The following is a 15,781-nucleotide window of genomic DNA, read 5'->3' as shown; positions in this document are numbered from 1 at the left end:
GGTTCCGCGCGTCAGGCCCGGTCGTCGGCGTAGGCGGCGAGCAGGCGGGCCAGGTGCTTGCCGGTGACCAGCAGCGGCTCCTCGCTGCGGGCGACCTGGGCGGCGAGTTCGGCGCCCTCCAGGGTGCTGATCACGGTGCCGGCCAGCTCGCGGGCGTCCTGCTCGCCGATGCCGGCGGCGAGCAGCCGTTCCGTCACGACGGCCCGCCAGTGGGCGAAGGCCTCGGCCACCGCCTCCTCGATCACCGGCACCCGGCCGATCGTCTCCAGGGCGGTGCTGGTGATCGGGCAGCCGTCCTGCCAGTCGGACGCGCGCAGTTCGGTGGCGAGCAGCCGGGTGCAGGAGGTGATCGCCTCGCCCAGGTCCGGCGAGGAGCCGAGCCCGGCGTGCAGCATGACGGCGAACTCCTCGTCCCCGTGCCGGATCGCCTCGGCGGCCAACTCCTGCTTGCCGCCCGGGAAGAAGTGGTAGACGGAACCGAGGGTGGCCTCGGCCTCGCGGGAGATCTGCTTGATCCCGGTGCCCTCGTAGCCCTGACGCTGCAGCAGCCGGGAGGTGGCCCGGACGATCCGCTCGCGGGTGCCGGGCTTCGCCTCGGCCTGGGCGCCGTCCTTCGCCGAGGCCTTCGCCGTGACCTTCGCGGAGGCCTTCGCGGTCACCTTCACCGCGGTCTTCGGGCCGGCCTTCGGGTCGGCCTTCGCGGGGGTCTTCTCGGGCGTCTTCACGGCGTGATCCTAGCCGAGATTCTGAGTAGAGCGTTCGTTCCAGTCCTGTGCTAGCGTCGGCTCCGGCGCTCTGGATAGAGCGTTCGTTCTAGGGATTCGTCCGATGGAGGGGAACACGTATGTCCGTGGAGCAGCAGTCGAAGCGATCCGTGACGGTGATCGGGCTCGGCCCGATGGGGCAGGCCATGGCCGGGGCGTTCCTGGACGCCGGGTACGCCGTCACGGTGTGGAACCGCACGGCCGCGCGGGCCGACGAGCTGGTCGCCCGGGGTGCGCAGGCGGCGCCCAGTGCGGAGGCGGCGGTGGCGGCGAACGAACTGGTGGTGCTCAGCCTCACCGACTACGACGCCGTGTTCACCGTCCTGGAGTCGGTCGAGCCGGCGCTGAAGGGGAAGGTGATCGCGAACCTCAGCTCGGACACCCCCGGACGGGCCCGCGAGGCCGCCCGCTGGCTGGCCGAGCGCGGCGCCGGGCACCTGACCGGCGGGGTGCAGGTGCCGCCGTCGGGCATCGGCAGCCCCGAGTCGTCCACCTTCTACAGCGGGCCGGTCGAGCTGTTCCAGCGGCACCGGGCCGCCCTGGAGGTGCTCAGCGGGGCCGACTACCGGGGCGACGACCCCGGGCTGGCGCAGCTGTACTACCAGATCCAGATGGACCTCTTCTGGTCCTCGATGGTCGGCTACCTGCACGCCACGGCGGTCGCCGAGGCCAACGGCATCACGGCCGAGGAGTTCATGCCGTACGCCCTGCCCACCGCCTCGCTGGTGCCGCGGATGATCGAGTTCTACGCGCCGCGGATCACCGCGGGGGACCACCGCGGGGACGTCGACCGGCTGGCGATGGCACTCGCGAGCATCGAGCACGTCCAGCACACCGCGGAGGACTCCGGGGTGGACGGCGCCCTGCCGGCCGTCCTCGCGGAGGCGGTCCGGCGGGGCGTGGCGGCCGGGAACGGCGCGGCCAGTCTGAGCACCCTGGTGGGTCAGTTCCGTCGGGCGTAGCCCTCCGTGCGGACCTCCGTACGGGCCGCCGTACGGACCTCAGTATGGGCCGCCGTACGGACCTCCCCGTGCGAACCGGAAGATCGTGTGCCGTCGGCCGTTGTCACGGCCGACGGCCGCTGTCACCATGGCGTTCGGTGCGGGGAGGGGTCGGTGCGGCGGGCCGTTGACGGGTGTTCGAATCACTGGCTGTTGCGCACGCAACGTAACGTGACATTGTACGCTGGTGTTCTGCACCCACCCGGAGGAACACCATGGCCGACCTCAAGTCCCGCACCCTGATCTCCGTACAGGAGCGGCTTCGCGACCAGGTCGCGCACGCACTCCGGGCGGCCCTGATCTCCGGCGAACTGCGCCCCGGCGTCGTCTACTCCGCCCCCGCGCTCGCCGCCGACTTCGGCGTCTCCGCGACCCCCGTCCGCGAGGCCATGCTCGACCTCGCCCGCGAGGGCCTGGTCGAAGCCGTCCGCAACAAGGGCTTCCGGGTCACCGAGCTGACCGACCGCGACCTCGACGACTTCACCGAGATCCGCGCCCTGATCGAGGTCCCGACCGTCGGCCGGGTGGCGCGCACCGCCACCAAGGAGCAGTTGGAGCGGCTGCGCCCGCAGGCCGAGGCGATCGTCGCGGCGGCCCGCAAGCACGACCTGATCGGCTACCTGGAGGCCGACCGCCAGTTCCACCTCGACCTGCTGGGCCTGGCCGGCAACACGCGGCTGGTCGAGGTCGTCGGCGACCTGCGCAAGCGCTCGCGGCTCTACGGCCTCAACCGGCTCGACGAGCGCGGCGAGCTGGTCTCCTCGGCGGAGGAGCACCTGGAGCTGCTCGACCTGCTGCTCGCCGGCGACGCGGCCGGGGCCGAGGCCTGCATGACCCGCCACCTCAGCCACGTCCGCTCCCTCTGGGCCGGCGAGGAGAAGCCCGCCGAGCCGGAGCCCTCGGCCCTGCGCCTGCGGTCCGGCCGGGGCTAAACCGCTCGTTCGGGTGAAGAGTGGGGCTGAGGCGCTGAGAGGTGCGCGGGTTCTACGATGATGGTCTCGACATCGGCAGCCAGGAGGAATTCCATGTCCGCCGCAGCAGTGGAAGAGCCCATGGAGCAGCCGACGCTGCTCGAAGCCGCTGAGCTGATCTCCAACCAGTTCACCGGGCACCGGGTCGAGATCGTCGGGAGCCAGATCACCGTGACGCCGCCGCCGAACGCTTCGCACAGCAAGTCGCTGAGCCGCCTGATGCGCGTGTTGTTCCAGGCTGGCCTCGATGGAGGCGGGACCGAAGTCCTTCAGGGCGTCGGGATCTGGCTGCCGGATGGACCGTCGGACTATGCGATTCCCGATCTGGCGGTTGTCGACGCCGATATCGACGATCACCTGATCGAGTACAACTGCTACGACCCGGCCGTCTTCCGGCTCGTTCTGGAAGTCACCTCGTCCAACCACAGCGACGACCTGAAGAGGAAGCCTTTCGTCTACGCGTCTGCGGGCGTGCCCGTCTACGTGATCGTGGATCGCGCGAATCAGCGAGTCATGGTGCTCACCGATCCGCGGGACGGCGAATACCGGGTGCACGCCGTCCACCACCCCGGGCAGTCCTTCGCCCTGCCGGAGTCGATCGGTGCGTCGGTGACGCTCTCGGTGGACGACGTGCTGACGGCCAAGAAGTAGGTCAGACCGCCGCCGCCGGGAGGGTCAGCCTTCCGTCGTGGACCTCGGCGATCTGGTCGACGGCCGTCAGGTGGGTGCGGTCGTGGGTGACCAGGACGGTGGCGGTGGCCCGGCGGTGGGTGAGGTCGGTGATCAGGTCGAGGACGGCGGCGCCGCGTTCGTGGTCGAGGGCGCTGGTGGGTTCGTCGACCAGCAGGACGGTGGGGTCGTTCATCAGCGCGCGGGCGATGTTGACCCGTTGACGCTGGCCGCCGGAGAGCTGGTGCGGGCGGCGGGCGGCCTGGTCGCGCAGGCCGACGGCGTCGAGGAGTTCCAGGGCACGGGGGATGGCGCCGCGCGGGGGCCGGCCGTCGAGGTGGGCCATCACCTGCAGCTGCTCCACGGCGGTGAGCGAGGGCAGCAGGTTGGCCTGCTGGAAGACGATGCCGATCCTGGTGCGGCGCAGCGCGGTGAGGTCCGCCCGGCTGAGGCCCGTGGTGTCGGTGCCGTCGACGACGACCTGCCCGGAGTCCGGGGTGATCAGGGTGGCGGCGACCGCGAGCAGGCTGGACTTGCCGGAGCCGGAGGGGCCGACGACGGCGGTGAGCGTGCCCTTGGGGACGGTCAGCGAGACCTCGTCGAGTGCCGTGAGCCGGCCGTCGCCGTCCGGGTAGGTGAGGGTGATGCGGTCGAGGTGGAGACTCATCGGGCGCTCCCGAGGGCGGTCAGCGGGTCGACGGAGGTGATCCGGCGGATGGACAGGGCCGCGCCGATCGCGCCGAGGGCGATCATGACGGCGGCGGGCAGCAGGACGGTCGGGGCGTCCAGGACGAAGGGGACGGCGGAGCCGATCAGCGCGCCGAAGCCGGACGCGATCGCGGTGCCGACGGCCGTACCGAGCAGCAGCAGGAGGACGGCCTGGCCGAGGGCGTCGCGCAGCAGGTAGCGGGTGGAGGCGCCGAGGGCCTTGAGGACGGCGATGTCGCCGCTGCGCTGGATCGTCCAGACCGTGAAGAACGCGCCGATCACCAGGGCCGAGATGGCGAACAGGAAGCCGCGCATCAGCTGGAGGGAGCCGTTCTCGGAGGTGTAGGAGCCGATCGCGGCGAGGGCGTCGTCGCGGGTGCGGGTCTCGGTGCCGTGGCGGGCGTCGGCGGCGGCCAGGTCGGCGCCCTTGGCGGTGTCGAGCGCGATGACGGTGGCGTGGCCGGCGCCGCCGGGGGCGGCCTGCTGCCAGTCGCCGAGGCTGGTCCAGATCACCGGGGTGTGGCTGTACGCGGCGTCGCCCTCGACGGCGGCGACCCGCAGCGGGTGGCCGGCCAGGGTGAAGTCGGCGCCGGGGGTGAGGCCGCCCAGGTTCTCGGCGGCGGTCCTGGACAGCACGGCCTGGCCGGGGGCGATCCGGCTGCCCTGCGGGGCGAGGGCGGAGCCGTCCGGGACGCCGAAGGCGGAGAGTGCGGCGGTGCGCTGCCCGGCGGCGGCCTTGGTGGTGGTGATGCCGAGCGGCTGGGCGGAGGTGACGCCGGGCTCGCGGGCCCAGGCCTGCCACTGGTCGGGGGTGACCTGGGAGTCGGTGAAGGAGAGCTTCTGCCCGTCGGCCGGCTTGCCGAAGACCAGGTGGTCGGCGGGCAGGCCGGTGATCGCGGAGATGTTCTGCCGGCCGAGCCCGGCGGTCAGCCCGGACAGCAGGCCGACCAGCACGGTGATCAGCACGATGACGGTTCCCATCAGGGCGAACCGCCCCTTGGCGAACCTCAGGTCCCTCCAGGCGACGAACACGACGGGGCCTTCCTCTGGGCAGGTGGTTTCGACCCTTCCACCGTCCTGGACGGGAGGGGTCCGGGGCATCGCGCCGGGGATTGCATCCTGGGCATCAAAGGGAAGAGCCCGAGTTCAACCTTTTGATTGATGCCGTGTGCCGGGCTCGGAACTTAGGCTGGACGGATGGCGACCGAACGATCCAGAACCACCCCCGTCGCCCGCGTCCTCCAGGTCTGCCTGCACCTGCTCGTGGCGGGCCTGCTCGCGCTCGCCGTCGCCCGGGCCGTCCTCGTCGACCGGGGCGGCGATCCGGCCGCCGTCGCCGCCGCGGCCACCGCGATGGCCGCCGTCTACACCGTCGGGCCGCAGCTGGCCGCCGTGCGCCGCTCCCGGCGGGCGGCCGCGCTCTGGCTGGCGCTGCTCGGCGTCACCTGGGCGGGCGTGCTGATCGCCACCCAGGACGGCGTCTGGCTGGCCTTCCCGCTGTACTTCCTGGAACTGCACCTGCTGGGGCGGCGCGGCGGGCTGGTCGCCGTCGGGCTGACCGCCGCCGCGTCGATCGCCGCGTGGTCCTGGCACCAGCACAGCTTCAGCTTCGCCGCCTCGATCGGGCCCGCGCTCGGCGCGGCCGTCGCCACCGCCACCGTGCTCGGCTACCAGGCGCTGTACCGGGAGAGCGAGGAGCGCCGCCGGTTGATCGACGAGCTGACCGCCGCCCGCGCCGACGCCGCCGCCGCCCACCACGCGGCCGGGGTGCTGGCCGAGCGGGAGCGGCTCGCCCGGGAGATCCACGACACCCTCGCGCAGGGCCTCAGCTCCATCCAGCTGCTGTTGCGGGCCGCCCAGCGGGCCCTGCCGGAGCGCACCGAGACCGCCGCCGGGTACGTCGAGCAGGCGCGGCAGGCCGCCCAGGACAACCTGGACGAGGCCCGCCGGTTCGTCCGGGCGCTCACCCCGCCCGCGCTGGACGGCGATCCGCTGCCGGTCGCGCTGGAGCGGCTGTGCGCGACGACGACGGCGCAGAGCGGCCTGCCGGTGAAGCTGCACGTCTCCGGCGACCCGGTCCGGCTGCCGGCCGCGGAGGAGGTCGCGCTGCTGCGGATCGCGCAGTCGGCGCTCGGCAACACCGTCCGGCACGCGGGGGCCGCGCGGGCCGAGGTGACACTCAGCTACATGGAGGGCGAGGTGGCACTGGACGTGTACGACGACGGGGCCGGGTTCGACCCGGCGGCGGTCGCCGGCCGCACCGGCGGGGACGGCGGCTTCGGGCTGCCGTCGATGCGGGCCCGGGCGCGGGCGCTCGGCGGCGGCTTCACCGTGGAGTCGGCGCCGGGGCAGGGCACGACGGTGGCGGTGCAGCTGCCGGTCACCCCGGAGGCCGGCCAGTGATCCGGCTACTCATCGCCGACGACCACCCGGTGGTGCGGGCCGGGCTGCGGGCCGTGCTGGAGTGCGAACCGGACTTCGCGATCGTGGCGGAGGCGGCCACCGCCGAGCGGGCCGTCGAGCTGGCGGCGGAGCCGGGCGTGGACGTGGTGCTGATGGACCTCCAGTTCGGGCCGGGATCGGCGATGAACGGGGCGCAGGCCACCGCGGCGATCACCGCCCGGCCGGGCGCGCCGCGGGTGCTGGTGGTCACCACGTACGACACCGACGCGGACACCCTGCCCGCCCTGGAAGCGGGCGCCACCGGCTACCTGCTGAAGGACGCGCCGCCGGAGGAGCTGGCCCAGGCCGTACGGGCCGCCGCGGCGGGGCGCAGCGCGCTGGCGCCCAGCGTGGCGGACCGGCTGCTGGAGCGGATGCGGACGCCGGCGGCGGCGCTCAGCGCCCGGGAGACCGAGGTGCTGGGGCTGGTCGCGGACGGGCTGACCAACCAGCAGGTCAGCCAGCGGCTGCACCTGAGCCAGGCCACGGTGAAGTCCCATCTGGTGCACATCTACACCAAGTTGGGCGTGGACTCGCGCACGGCGGCGGTGCGCGAGGCACGGCGGCGGGGGCTGATCCGCTGAGCGTAGGGTGGAGGTGTTCCGTGCCCGTGGCAGTGTGAGGAGCGCCCGATGACCGTCCGTCTCGACGAGCTCGCCGTACCGGTGATCGCCGCCCCGATGGCGGGCGGGCCCTCGACGCCCGAGCTGGTGGCGGCGGTGAACCGGGCCGGCGGGCTGGGGTTCCTGGCCGGCGCCCTCAGGACCGCCGGGGCGATGGCCGAGCAGATCGCGGCGGTACGGAAGTCGACCGACCGGCCGTACGGGGTGAACCTCTTCGTGCCGGGCATGACCGGGGACGCGGCGGCCGTCGCGGCGTACCGGGAACGGCTGCGGCCCGAGGCCGAACAGTGGGGCGTGACCCTGCCGGAGGAGATCGGGCCGGACCGCGACGACTGGGAGGCCAAACTCGCCGTGCTGCTCGCCGACCCGGTGCCGGTGCTCTCGTACACCTTCGGGCTGCCCACGGCCGAGGAGGCTGCGGCGGTGCGGGCGGCCGGCACGACCCAGGTCGCCACCGTCACCACGCCGGAGGAGGCGCGGGCGGCGCAGGCCCTCGGGATGGACGCGCTGTGCGTGCAGGGGCCGGAGGCGGGCGGCCACCGGGGCACCCACCGGGTGACGGACCGGCCCGGGGAGCTGCCGCTGCTCGAACTGCTGCCCGCCGTACGGGAGGTGACGGCGCTGCCGCTGATCGCCGCGGGCGGGCTCGGCGACGGCGCGGCCGTCGCGGCGGCGCTGCGGGCGGGGGCGGTGGCGGTGCAGCTGGGTACGGCGCTGCTGCGCTCGGACGAGTCCGGCGCCTCGGCCGCCCACCGGGCGGCGCTCGTCGAACTCCCGGAGACGGCCGTCACCCGCGCCTTCACCGGCCGCCCGGCCCGCGGCCTGCGCAACGGCTTCATCGACCGCCACGGCCCGTACGCCCCGCCCGCCTACCCTGAGGTCCACCACCTCACCGCCCCCCTCCGCGCCGCCGCCGCCCGCCGCGGCGACACCGACGCCATGCACCTCTGGGCCGGCACCGCCCACCACCTGGCCCGCACCGGCCCGGCGGAGCGGATCGTCGCGGACCTGTGGCGGGCGGCGCGCGGGTAGCGGGCCGGGGGCGCGCAGGACTCGGTGTGTTGTCCCTCGCAGGGGTGGATTGAGCGGGAAAGCGCGCGGTAACGTATAAGGAGTAACTTAATTTGGTCCCATGTGGGAGATCACACTTGTTGGTCCGGTGAACGACTGGTACCAGGACATTGCTGTCAAGGATCCGCGCACTGCGCGCCAGATCGCCGAGGCGATCAAGCTGCTCGCCAGGAGGGGACCGCTGCTCGGGCGCCCGCTGGTGGACCGGATCCAAGGGAGCACGTTGCACAACCTGAAGGAACTCCGGCCTGGCTCGGCCGGGCGCTCGGAGATCCGGATGCTCTTCGTTTTCGATGTTGCGCGCGAGGCCATCATCCTGGTCGCCGGCGACAAGAGCGGGGAGTGGTCCCGGTGGTACGACATCAACATCCCGCTGGCGGAAGCTCGCTATGAGCAGTACGTCGAGGAGAAGGACAAGGGAGCGTGAGCATGAAGGGTCGTAGTTGGACCGAGGTGTGGGCAGAGGCCCAGCGGAACAACCCGTGGTTGGCGTCGCCGGAGGGGGAGGCCGAGGGGGCACGAATCCGGCAGGAGATGCTGGCGCGGATTCGTGGCCACGAACTGGCTGAGTTGCGGAAGTCGGCAGGGCTCACCCAGAAGGAGGTCGCCGGGTTGATGGGGGTCAGCCAGGCGCGGGTGTCACAGATCGAGCACGGGCAGGTGGACAGCCTGGACAACCTGCGGGCTTATGCCGCCGCGATCGGCGGGGAAGTGGAAGTCGCCGTTCGACAGGGGGAGCGGACGATCAAGGTGGCTTGACCGTCCGCCGCCGCCTCAGGACAGCAGGGTCGCCATCCAGGACTCGATGTCGGGGGCGGTCCTGGGGAGGGCGCCGGACATCAGGTGGGCGCCGTCGGGGGTGATGACCAGGTCGTCCTCGATGCGGATGCCGAGGCCGCGGAGTTCGGCGGGGAGGGTTTCGTCGTCGGGCTGGAGGTAGAGGCCGGGTTCGACGGTGAGGACCATGCCCTCCTCCAGGGTGGCGTCGAGGTAGCGGTCGGCGCGGGACTTGGCGCAGTCGTGGTAGTCGAGGCCGAGCATGTGGCCGCTGCCGCAGAGGGTGTAGCGGCGGTAGAGGCCGTTGTCCTCGGCGAGGGCCTCTTCGGCGGAGACGGGCAGGACGCCCCAGTCGGCGAGGCCCTCGGCGATGACCCGCATGGCGGCGCGGTGGAAGTCGCGGAACCGCGCGCCCGGGCGGAGGGTGGCGATGCCGGCGCTCTGGGCGGCGAGGACGAGGTCGTAGGCCTGGCGCTGGACCGGGGTGAAGGTGCCGCTGAGCGGCAGGGTGCGGGTGATGTCGGCGGCGTAGAGGGTGTCGGTCTCGACGCCGGCGTCCAGCAGGAGGAGGGAGTTCGGGTCGAGGGCGCCGTCGTTGCGGATCCAGTGCAGGACGCAGGCGTGGGCGCCGGAGGCGGCGATGGTGGTGTAGGAGGTGCCGTTGCCCTCGGCGCGGGCGCGCAGGTCGAAGACGCCCTCGATCCAGCGTTCGCCGCGGTGGTGGCGCAGTGCGGTGGGCAGGGCGCGGACGACGTCCTCGAAGCCGGTGGTGGTGTGGTCGACGGCCAGTTGCAGCTGCCCGATCTCCCATTCGTCCTTGACCAGGCGCAACTCGGAGAGGACGGCGGCCAGTTCGCCGTCCCGCTGGCCGTCGGCGGGCCGCCCGGTGGCCTCGTCGACGAGCGAGTCGGTGCCGGCCAGGACCCGGGTGGGGGGCTGGGGGCCGGTGAGCAGCTTGCCGAGGTCGTCGAGGTGTTCGGTGCGTACGCCGGTGAGCCGGGCGGCCTCGGCGAGGTCGGGCCGGGAGCCGACCCAGAACTCGCCGTAGCGGCGGTCGCGGTAGAACTCGCCGCCGTCGCGCGGTGAGCGCGGGCGCAGGTAGAGGACGGGCTCGTGGCCTTCGGGGCCGGCCGGTTCGAGCACCAGGACGTGGTCGGCCTGGTCCTCGCCGGTGAGGCCGGTGAGCCAGACGTACGCGCTGTGCGGGCGGAAGCGGTAGTCGAGGTCGTTGCAGCGGACCTTGAGCCGGCCGGCCGGGACGATCAGCCGTTCGCCGGGGAAGGCGGCGGAGAGCCGGGCGCGGCGGCCGGGGAAGCGGTCGTGGCCGGGGACCCGCCGGTCGGCGGGGAGCGGGGTGGCGGCCCAGCTGGTGGCCATGAAGGAGGCGAGGGCGGGGGAGACCGGGAGGTCGTGGCTCCCGGTGTTGAGGCCGGTCGGGGGAAGGGTCACCGGTGAACTCCTTGGCGGGGCGGGGGAGATGCTGGCACGGACACAGCTCGGTAACGGGGGCCGTCACCTCTTGTGCAGTGCAATTTCACATTACTATGTTACGGGTCACACAGCGCAGCGGCCAGATCAGGCGGATCGGGCCCCCCACAGCGGAGTTGCAACATGACCAGGCGCACCCACGCCGCCCTCGCGGCGGCCCTCGCGGCGACCCTCACCCTCGGCCTCGGGGCCTGCTCCAACGACAAGAGTGACGGCGGCAGCGACGCCGCCCCCTCCGACGGCAAGGGCCCGGGCGCCGCGTCCGGCTCGGTCATCGGCGGCACCCCTGCCAAGGGCGGCACCCTCACCGTCCTGACCAACCAGGACTTCGCCCACCTCGACCCGGCCCGCAGCTGGGTGGTGCCGCACATGGACTTCGGCACCCGGCTGATCTACCGCACCCTGACCACCTTCAAGGCCGAACCGGGCGCGGCGGGCAGCGAGATCGTCCCGGACCTCGCCACCGACCTCGGCACGTCCTCCGAGGGCGGCAAGGTGTGGACCTTCACCCTCAAGGACGGCCTCAAGTACGAGGACGGCACGCCGATCAAGTCCGCCGACATCAAGTACAACGTCGAGCGGTCCTTCTCCCCGGACCTCACCGGCGGCCCCGACTACGCGATCCAGTACCTGGCCGGCGGCGAGAACTACAAGGGCCCGCTGAACGGCGAGCACCTGGCGAGCATCGAGACCCCGGACGACAGGACGGTCGTCTTCCACCTGAAGCGCCCGGTCGCCGAGTTCTCCTCCACCGTCTCGCTGCCGACCTTCTCCCCGGTGCCGCAGTCCCAGGAGAAGGGCACCCAGTACGACGCCCGGCCGTTCTCCTCCGGCCCGTACAAGATCGAGACCTACGACCGCGGCAAGCAGCTGGTGCTGGTCCGCAACACCAACTGGGACCCGGCCACCGACACCGTCCGCAAGGCCTACCCGGACAAGGTCGTGGTCACCGAGGGCATCAAGGGCGGCCAGGCCGACGACCGGATCATCGCCAGCGACGGCGCCGACGCCAACGCCATCAACATGCCGTGGATGGCGCACGAGACCGTCGCCAAGGTGCTGCCCAAGCCGGACGTCAAGGCCCGGATGGCCGCCGAGGTCACCGGCTGCACCGACATGCTGTACATGAACACCGCCAAGGCCCCCTTCGACGACCCGAAGGTGCGCGAGGCGATGATGTGGGCGGTCGACCGCGAGGGGCAGGTGACGGCCTTCGGCGGCCCGGCGATGGCCGACGTGGCGACCTCCTACCTGCCGCCCTCGCTGACCGGCGGCGTCAAGTCCGACCCGCTGAAGGTCCCGGCGGCCGGTGACCCGGAGAAGGCCAAGAAGCTGCTCCAGGAGGCGGGCAAGAGCGACCTCAAGGTCTCGCTCACCGTCTCGCTCGGCGACAAGAGCCGGGCCGAGGCGATCCAGCAGTCGCTGTCCAAGGCCGGCGTCCAGGTCACCATCAACACCACCGACCCGTCCGCCTTCCAGGACACCGTCGGCGACATCAAGAACGCCCCGGACCTGACCATCAGCGGCTGGTGTCCCGACTACCCCTCCGGTGCGACCTTCCTGCCGTTCCAGTTCGACGGCCGCACCATCAAGGAGAAGGGCAACCAGGGCAACCTGAGCCAGTTCAAGGACCAGGCCACGATGGACCGGATGGACCAGATCGCGGCCATGACGGACGTCAACGAGGCCAACAAGGCCTGGCAGCAGCTGGACCAGGACCTGGCGAAGAAGGCCCCGGCCGTCCCGCTGATCTGGCAGCGCCGCCCCCTGCTGGTCGGCACCAACGTGGCCGGCGCCTTCGGCAACCAGGGCTACGCCGGGATGCTCGACCTGGGCGCCATCGGCCTCAAGGACCCCGCCAAGGGCAAGTGAGGGGCCGGCAGCGATGAGTACCACCACTGAGCCCGCCGCCGTGGCCGACGCCACGGCGGGGGGCGCCAAGAAGAGCGCCGGGCGCGGGCCCTGGCGGCTGGTCTGGGACCAGCTGTGGGCCAAGGGCTCGGCCCGGTTCGGGCTGATCACCGTCGGCGTGCTGGTCCTGGTCACGGCGCTGGCCGGGCCGCTCAGCGCGCTCGGCGGCTGGACCCCCGAGGAGTTCGACAAGCGCGCCGTCGACCCCTACCTGGGCGGCGTGCCCCGGGGCGACTTCGGCGGCATCAGCGCCCGGCACTGGCTGGGCGTCGAGCCGGGCAGCGGCCGCGACCTGTTCGCCCGGGTGCTGCACGGCGGCCAGGTGTCCCTGCTGATCGCGTTCACCGCGACCGCCGTGGTCGTGGTCGCCGGCACCCTGGCCGGCATCGCGGCGGGCTACTTCGGCGGGCGCGTCGACACCCTGCTGTCCCGGCTGATGGACCTCACGATGTCCTTCCCCTCGCTGATCTTCATGATCGCGATGATGTCGGTGGCCAAGGACGTCAACCGGATCCTGCTGATCACCCTGGTGATCGGACTGTTCACCTGGCCCGGCATCGCCCGGGTGGTGCGCGGCCAGACCCTCTCGCTCAAGCACCGCGAGTACGTCGAGGCCGCCAAGGTCGGCGGGGCGCGCTCCTGGCGCATCCTCACCCGCGAGATCCTGCCCAACGTCTCCGGCCCGATCATCGCCTACACCACCCTGCTCGTCCCCGGCATGATCGCCACCGAGGCCGCGCTCAGCTACCTCGGCGTGGGCGTCCGCCCGCCGACCGCCTCCTGGGGCCAGATGATCGCCGAGAGCATCGTGCACTACGAGACCGACCCGACCTACTTCCTGATCCCGACCGCCTTCCTGTTCGTCGCCGTGCTCGCCTTCACCCTGCTCGGGGACGCGCTGCGCGACATCCTCGACCCCCGGGGAGGCCGGTCGTGATCCTCTACCTCGGCCGCCGGCTGCTCGGCGTGGCGGGCATCCTGCTCGCCATCTGCGCCATCACCTTCACCATCTTCTACCTGCTGCCCAACGACCCGGCCGCGGCCGCCTGCGGCAAGACCTGCAGCCCCGAGCGGCTCGCCGACGTCAAGGCGGCGATGGGCCTGGACAAGCCGGTCTGGGACCAGTTCCTCGCCTACCTCGGCGGCATCTTCGCAGGCCGCGACTACGGCTCCGGCCCCAGCGCGGTGCACTGCGGCTTCCCCTGCCTCGGCTACTCCTACGAGTACGGGCTGCCGGTCTGGGACCTGCTCACCGACCGGCTGCCGGTCTCCGTCTCGCTGGCCCTCGGCGCGGCCGTGCTCTGGCTGGTCCTCGGCCTCGGCGCGGGCGTCACCTCGGCGCTGCGCAAGGGCAGGCCGATCGACAAGACCCTGATGGTGCTGTCCGTCGGCACCGCCTCGCTGCCGGTCTACTTCACCTCGATCATGCTGATCTGGGGCCTGGTCAGGACGGCCGGCGTGCTGCCCTACCCCTCGTACCACACGTTCACCGAGGACCCCTTCGCCTGGGGCTCCAACCTGCTGCTGCCGTGGATCGCGCTGGCCCTGCTGTACGCGGCCATGTACGCCCGGCAGAGCCGCAACTCGATGATCGAGGCGATGGCCGAGCCGTACATCCGCACCGCCCGGGCCAAGGGCCTGCCACCGCGGACGGTCACCGTCAAGCACGGGCTGCGCTCCGGGATGACGCCGATCCTGACCATCTTCGGCATGGACCTCGGCGGCCTGCTGGCCGGTGCGGTCATCACCGAGTCGATCTTCGGCCTGCCCGGCGTCGGCCGGCTGTTCTACGACGGGCTGGCCCGTTCCGACCAGCCCGTGATCCTCGGCGTCACCCTGCTCGCGGCCTTCTTCATCGTCGCGGCGAACCTGCTGGTCGACCTGCTCTACGCGTTCGTCGACCCGAGAGTGAGGTACTGATGACCAGGCTGTTGGAGGTCGAGGACCTCAAGGTCGCCTTCGACACCCCGCGCGGCACCGTCCGCGCGGTGGACGGGATCTCCTTCGCCGTCGAGGCCGGTCGCACCCTCGGGCTGGTCGGCGAGTCGGGCAGCGGGAAGTCCGTCACCTCGCTCGCCGTCATGGGCCTGCACCGCGGCGCCGCCGTCACCGGCTCGATCCGGCTGAACGGGCAGGAGCTGAACGGGCTCGGGGAGCGGGAGCTGGGCACCGTCCGGGGCCGCCGGATCGCGATGATCTTCCAGGACCCGCTGTCCAGCCTGCACCCCTTCTACACCGTCGGGGAGCAGATCGCCGAGCACTACCGGGTGCACTTCAAGGCCAACCGCAAGGCCGGGCGGGCCAAGGCGGTGGAGATGCTGGCCGAGGTCGGCATCCCGGAGCCGGCCCGCCGGGTCGACGAGTACCCGCACCAGTTCTCCGGCGGCATGCGCCAGCGCGTCATGATCGCCATGGCGCTCGCCTGCGAGCCCGAGCTGCTGATCGCCGACGAGCCCACCACGGCGCTCGACGTCACCGTCCAGGCGCAGATCCTCGACCTGATCGCCCGGATCCAGCAGGAGCGCGGCCTCGGCGTCGTGATGATCACCCACGACCTCGGCGTGGTCGCCCGGGTCGCCCACGAGGTGCTGGTCATGTACGGCGGCCGGGCCGCCGAACAGGCCCCGGTGGACCGGCTGTTCGCGCAGCCCGCGCACCCGTACACGCGCGGCCTGCTGGACTCGCTGCCGCGCCTGGACGACACCGACGACGCCCCGCTGCGGGCCATCCCCGGCAGCCCGCCGTCGCTGATCGCCCCCGCCCCCGGCTGCTCCTTCGCCCCGCGCTGCGCCCGCACCACCGCGGCGTCCGCCGAGGAGCACTCCCGCTGCCTGGCCGAGCGCCCCGTGCTCGACCGGCTCGCCCCCGGCCACCAGGCCGCCTGCCACCTGCCGCTGGTGCCGGAAGGGGTGCTGTGATGACCACACCGTCGACGAAGGGCACGGCCGGACCGCTGCTGTCCGTACGGGACCTGGTGAAGACCTTCCCCGGCCGGCGGAGCCGTTCCGGGCGCCCCGGTGCGCCGGTCCGGGCGGTGGACGGGGTGAGCTTCGACGTCGGGGCGGGCGAGACGCTCGGCCTGGTCGGCGAGTCCGGCTGCGGCAAGTCCACCACCGGGCGGATGATCGTCCGGCTGCTCGACCCGACCTCGGGCACCGTCACCTTCGACGGCACCGAGATCGGCGGGCTCTCCCAGGCCCGGCTGCGCCCGCACCGGCGCGACCTCCAGATGGTCTTCCAGGACCCGTACTCCTCGCTCAACCCCCGGCAGACGGTGGCCCGGATCATCTCCGAGCCGCTGCTCGTCCAGGGCGAGAGCGCGGCGGCCGCGCGCAAGCGGGCCGCCGAGCTGATGG

General features: G+C 72.6%; 17 protein-coding genes. 13 read left to right on the top strand and 4 right to left on the bottom strand.

Annotation, left to right across the window (positions count from 1 at the left end; translation table 11 throughout):
- Nucleotides 1–11: 11 nt before the first annotated feature.
- Complete coding sequence (locus tag ACFU6K_RS10585; RefSeq protein WP_380662181.1) at nt 12–569, bottom strand: TetR/AcrR family transcriptional regulator; 558 nt, start codon at nt 567–569, stop codon at nt 12–14.
- A 275-nt stretch (nt 570–844) separates the two neighbouring features.
- On the opposite strand from ACFU6K_RS10585, the gene ACFU6K_RS10580 reads away from it, so the two are divergent.
- The 3 genes from ACFU6K_RS10580 (at nt 845) to ACFU6K_RS10570 (ending at nt 3,387) form a co-directional block, all read left to right on the top strand.
- Nucleotides 845–1,726, top strand: coding sequence for an NAD(P)-dependent oxidoreductase (locus ACFU6K_RS10580; protein WP_380662179.1), 882 nt, complete (start codon nt 845–847; stop codon nt 1,724–1,726).
- A gap of 254 nt (nt 1,727–1,980) precedes the next feature.
- A complete protein-coding gene (locus tag ACFU6K_RS10575; RefSeq protein WP_380662178.1) occupies nt 1,981–2,697 on the top strand; it encodes a GntR family transcriptional regulator in 717 nt (238 codons plus the stop codon).
- A gap of 93 nt (nt 2,698–2,790) precedes the next feature.
- Complete coding sequence (locus ACFU6K_RS10570) at nt 2,791–3,387, top strand: Uma2 family endonuclease (protein WP_380662177.1); 597 nt, start codon at nt 2,791–2,793, stop codon at nt 3,385–3,387.
- Between the two features lies 1 nt (nt 3,388).
- Here ACFU6K_RS10570 and ACFU6K_RS10565 read toward each other — a convergent pair whose 3' ends face one another.
- Nucleotides 3,389–4,072 (bottom strand): ABC transporter ATP-binding protein, encoded by a 684-nt coding sequence (locus ACFU6K_RS10565; RefSeq protein WP_380662176.1) that lies wholly within the window; start codon nt 4,070–4,072, stop codon nt 3,389–3,391.
- A complete protein-coding gene (locus ACFU6K_RS10560) occupies nt 4,069–5,145 on the bottom strand; it encodes an ABC transporter permease (RefSeq protein WP_380662175.1) in 1,077 nt (358 codons plus the stop codon). Before ACFU6K_RS10560 ends, ACFU6K_RS10565 begins: the two co-directional genes overlap by 4 nt.
- 165 nt (nt 5,146–5,310) lie before the next feature.
- Between ACFU6K_RS10560 and ACFU6K_RS10555 the strand changes: the two genes are divergently transcribed.
- The 5 genes from ACFU6K_RS10555 (at nt 5,311) to ACFU6K_RS10535 (ending at nt 9,008) form a co-directional block, all read left to right on the top strand.
- The gene (locus ACFU6K_RS10555) at nt 5,311–6,516 is read left to right on the top strand and encodes a sensor histidine kinase (protein WP_380662174.1); all 1,206 of its coding nucleotides are present in this window, start codon (nt 5,311–5,313) and stop codon (nt 6,514–6,516) included.
- Nucleotides 6,513–7,139 carry a response regulator transcription factor gene (locus ACFU6K_RS10550; protein WP_380662173.1) on the top strand — a complete coding sequence of 209 codons (627 nt, stop codon included), beginning with the start codon at nt 6,513–6,515 and terminating at the stop codon, nt 7,137–7,139. The genes ACFU6K_RS10555 and ACFU6K_RS10550 overlap by 4 nt, the downstream gene beginning before the upstream one ends.
- A gap of 48 nt (nt 7,140–7,187) precedes the next feature.
- Nucleotides 7,188–8,210 carry a nitronate monooxygenase gene (locus ACFU6K_RS10545; protein ID WP_380662172.1) on the top strand — a complete coding sequence of 341 codons (1,023 nt, stop codon included), beginning with the start codon at nt 7,188–7,190 and terminating at the stop codon, nt 8,208–8,210.
- A gap of 100 nt (nt 8,211–8,310) precedes the next feature.
- Complete coding sequence (locus tag ACFU6K_RS10540; protein ID WP_380662171.1) at nt 8,311–8,676, top strand: type II toxin-antitoxin system RelE/ParE family toxin; 366 nt, start codon at nt 8,311–8,313, stop codon at nt 8,674–8,676.
- 2 nt (nt 8,677–8,678) lie between these two features.
- Entirely contained in the window at nt 8,679–9,008 is a 330-nt protein-coding gene (locus ACFU6K_RS10535; protein WP_380662180.1) for a helix-turn-helix domain-containing protein, read from the top strand.
- 15 nt (nt 9,009–9,023) lie between these two features.
- Here the strand turns inward: ACFU6K_RS10535 and ACFU6K_RS10530 are convergent, their stop codons facing one another.
- Entirely contained in the window at nt 9,024–10,475 is a 1,452-nt protein-coding gene (locus tag ACFU6K_RS10530) for an aminopeptidase P family protein (protein WP_380662170.1), read from the bottom strand.
- A 162-nt stretch (nt 10,476–10,637) separates the two neighbouring features.
- Between ACFU6K_RS10530 and ACFU6K_RS10525 the strand changes: the two genes are divergently transcribed.
- The 5 genes from ACFU6K_RS10525 to ACFU6K_RS10505 form a co-directional block, all read left to right on the top strand.
- Entirely contained in the window at nt 10,638–12,386 is a 1,749-nt protein-coding gene (locus ACFU6K_RS10525) for an ABC transporter substrate-binding protein (protein WP_380662169.1), read from the top strand.
- Between the two features lie 13 nt (nt 12,387–12,399).
- Nucleotides 12,400–13,362 carry an ABC transporter permease gene (locus ACFU6K_RS10520; RefSeq protein ID WP_380662168.1) on the top strand — a complete coding sequence of 321 codons (963 nt, stop codon included), beginning with the start codon at nt 12,400–12,402 and terminating at the stop codon, nt 13,360–13,362.
- Nucleotides 13,359–14,345: an ABC transporter permease gene (locus ACFU6K_RS10515; RefSeq protein ID WP_380662167.1), complete on the top strand. Its 987-nt coding sequence runs from the start codon at nt 13,359–13,361 to the stop codon at nt 14,343–14,345. Before ACFU6K_RS10520 ends, ACFU6K_RS10515 begins: the two co-directional genes overlap by 4 nt.
- Entirely contained in the window at nt 14,345–15,343 is a 999-nt protein-coding gene (locus ACFU6K_RS10510; protein ID WP_049651589.1) for an ABC transporter ATP-binding protein, read from the top strand. Before ACFU6K_RS10515 ends, ACFU6K_RS10510 begins: the two co-directional genes overlap by 1 nt.
- On the top strand, nt 15,343–15,781 hold a 439-nt coding region (locus tag ACFU6K_RS10505; protein WP_380662166.1), incomplete at its 3' end, for an ATP-binding cassette domain-containing protein. The genes ACFU6K_RS10510 and ACFU6K_RS10505, both read left to right, overlap by 1 nt.

This window comes from Kitasatospora sp. NPDC057512 (assembly GCF_042802135.1).
Taxonomy (GTDB): domain Bacteria; phylum Actinomycetota; class Actinomycetes; order Streptomycetales; family Streptomycetaceae; genus Kitasatospora.
The sequence above is the reverse complement of the archived record's forward strand: the minus strand, read 5'-3'. Positions and strand labels throughout refer to the sequence as shown.

Bases quoted from the DNA above. Each gene is read 5' to 3' on its own strand.
- ACFU6K_RS10580 (WP_380662179.1), top strand. From the start codon at position 845: ATGTCCGTGGAGCAGCAGTCGAAGCGATCCGTGACGGTGATCGGGCTC.
- ACFU6K_RS10575 (WP_380662178.1), top strand. From the start codon at position 1,981: ATGGCCGACCTCAAGTCCCGCACCCTGATCTCCGTACAGGAGCGGCTT.
- ACFU6K_RS10570 (WP_380662177.1), top strand. From the start codon at position 2,791: ATGTCCGCCGCAGCAGTGGAAGAGCCCATGGAGCAGCCGACGCTGCTC.
- ACFU6K_RS10565 (WP_380662176.1), bottom strand. From the start codon at position 4,072: ATGAGTCTCCACCTCGACCGCATCACCCTCACCTACCCGGACGGCGAC.
- ACFU6K_RS10555 (WP_380662174.1), top strand. From the start codon at position 5,311: ATGGCGACCGAACGATCCAGAACCACCCCCGTCGCCCGCGTCCTCCAG.
- ACFU6K_RS10545 (WP_380662172.1), top strand. From the start codon at position 7,188: ATGACCGTCCGTCTCGACGAGCTCGCCGTACCGGTGATCGCCGCCCCG.
- ACFU6K_RS10540 (WP_380662171.1), top strand. From the start codon at position 8,311: ATGTGGGAGATCACACTTGTTGGTCCGGTGAACGACTGGTACCAGGAC.
- ACFU6K_RS10535 (WP_380662180.1), top strand. From the start codon at position 8,679: ATGAAGGGTCGTAGTTGGACCGAGGTGTGGGCAGAGGCCCAGCGGAAC.
- ACFU6K_RS10525 (WP_380662169.1), top strand. From the start codon at position 10,638: ATGACCAGGCGCACCCACGCCGCCCTCGCGGCGGCCCTCGCGGCGACC.
- ACFU6K_RS10520 (WP_380662168.1), top strand. From the start codon at position 12,400: ATGAGTACCACCACTGAGCCCGCCGCCGTGGCCGACGCCACGGCGGGG.
- ACFU6K_RS10510 (WP_049651589.1), top strand. From the start codon at position 14,345: ATGACCAGGCTGTTGGAGGTCGAGGACCTCAAGGTCGCCTTCGACACC.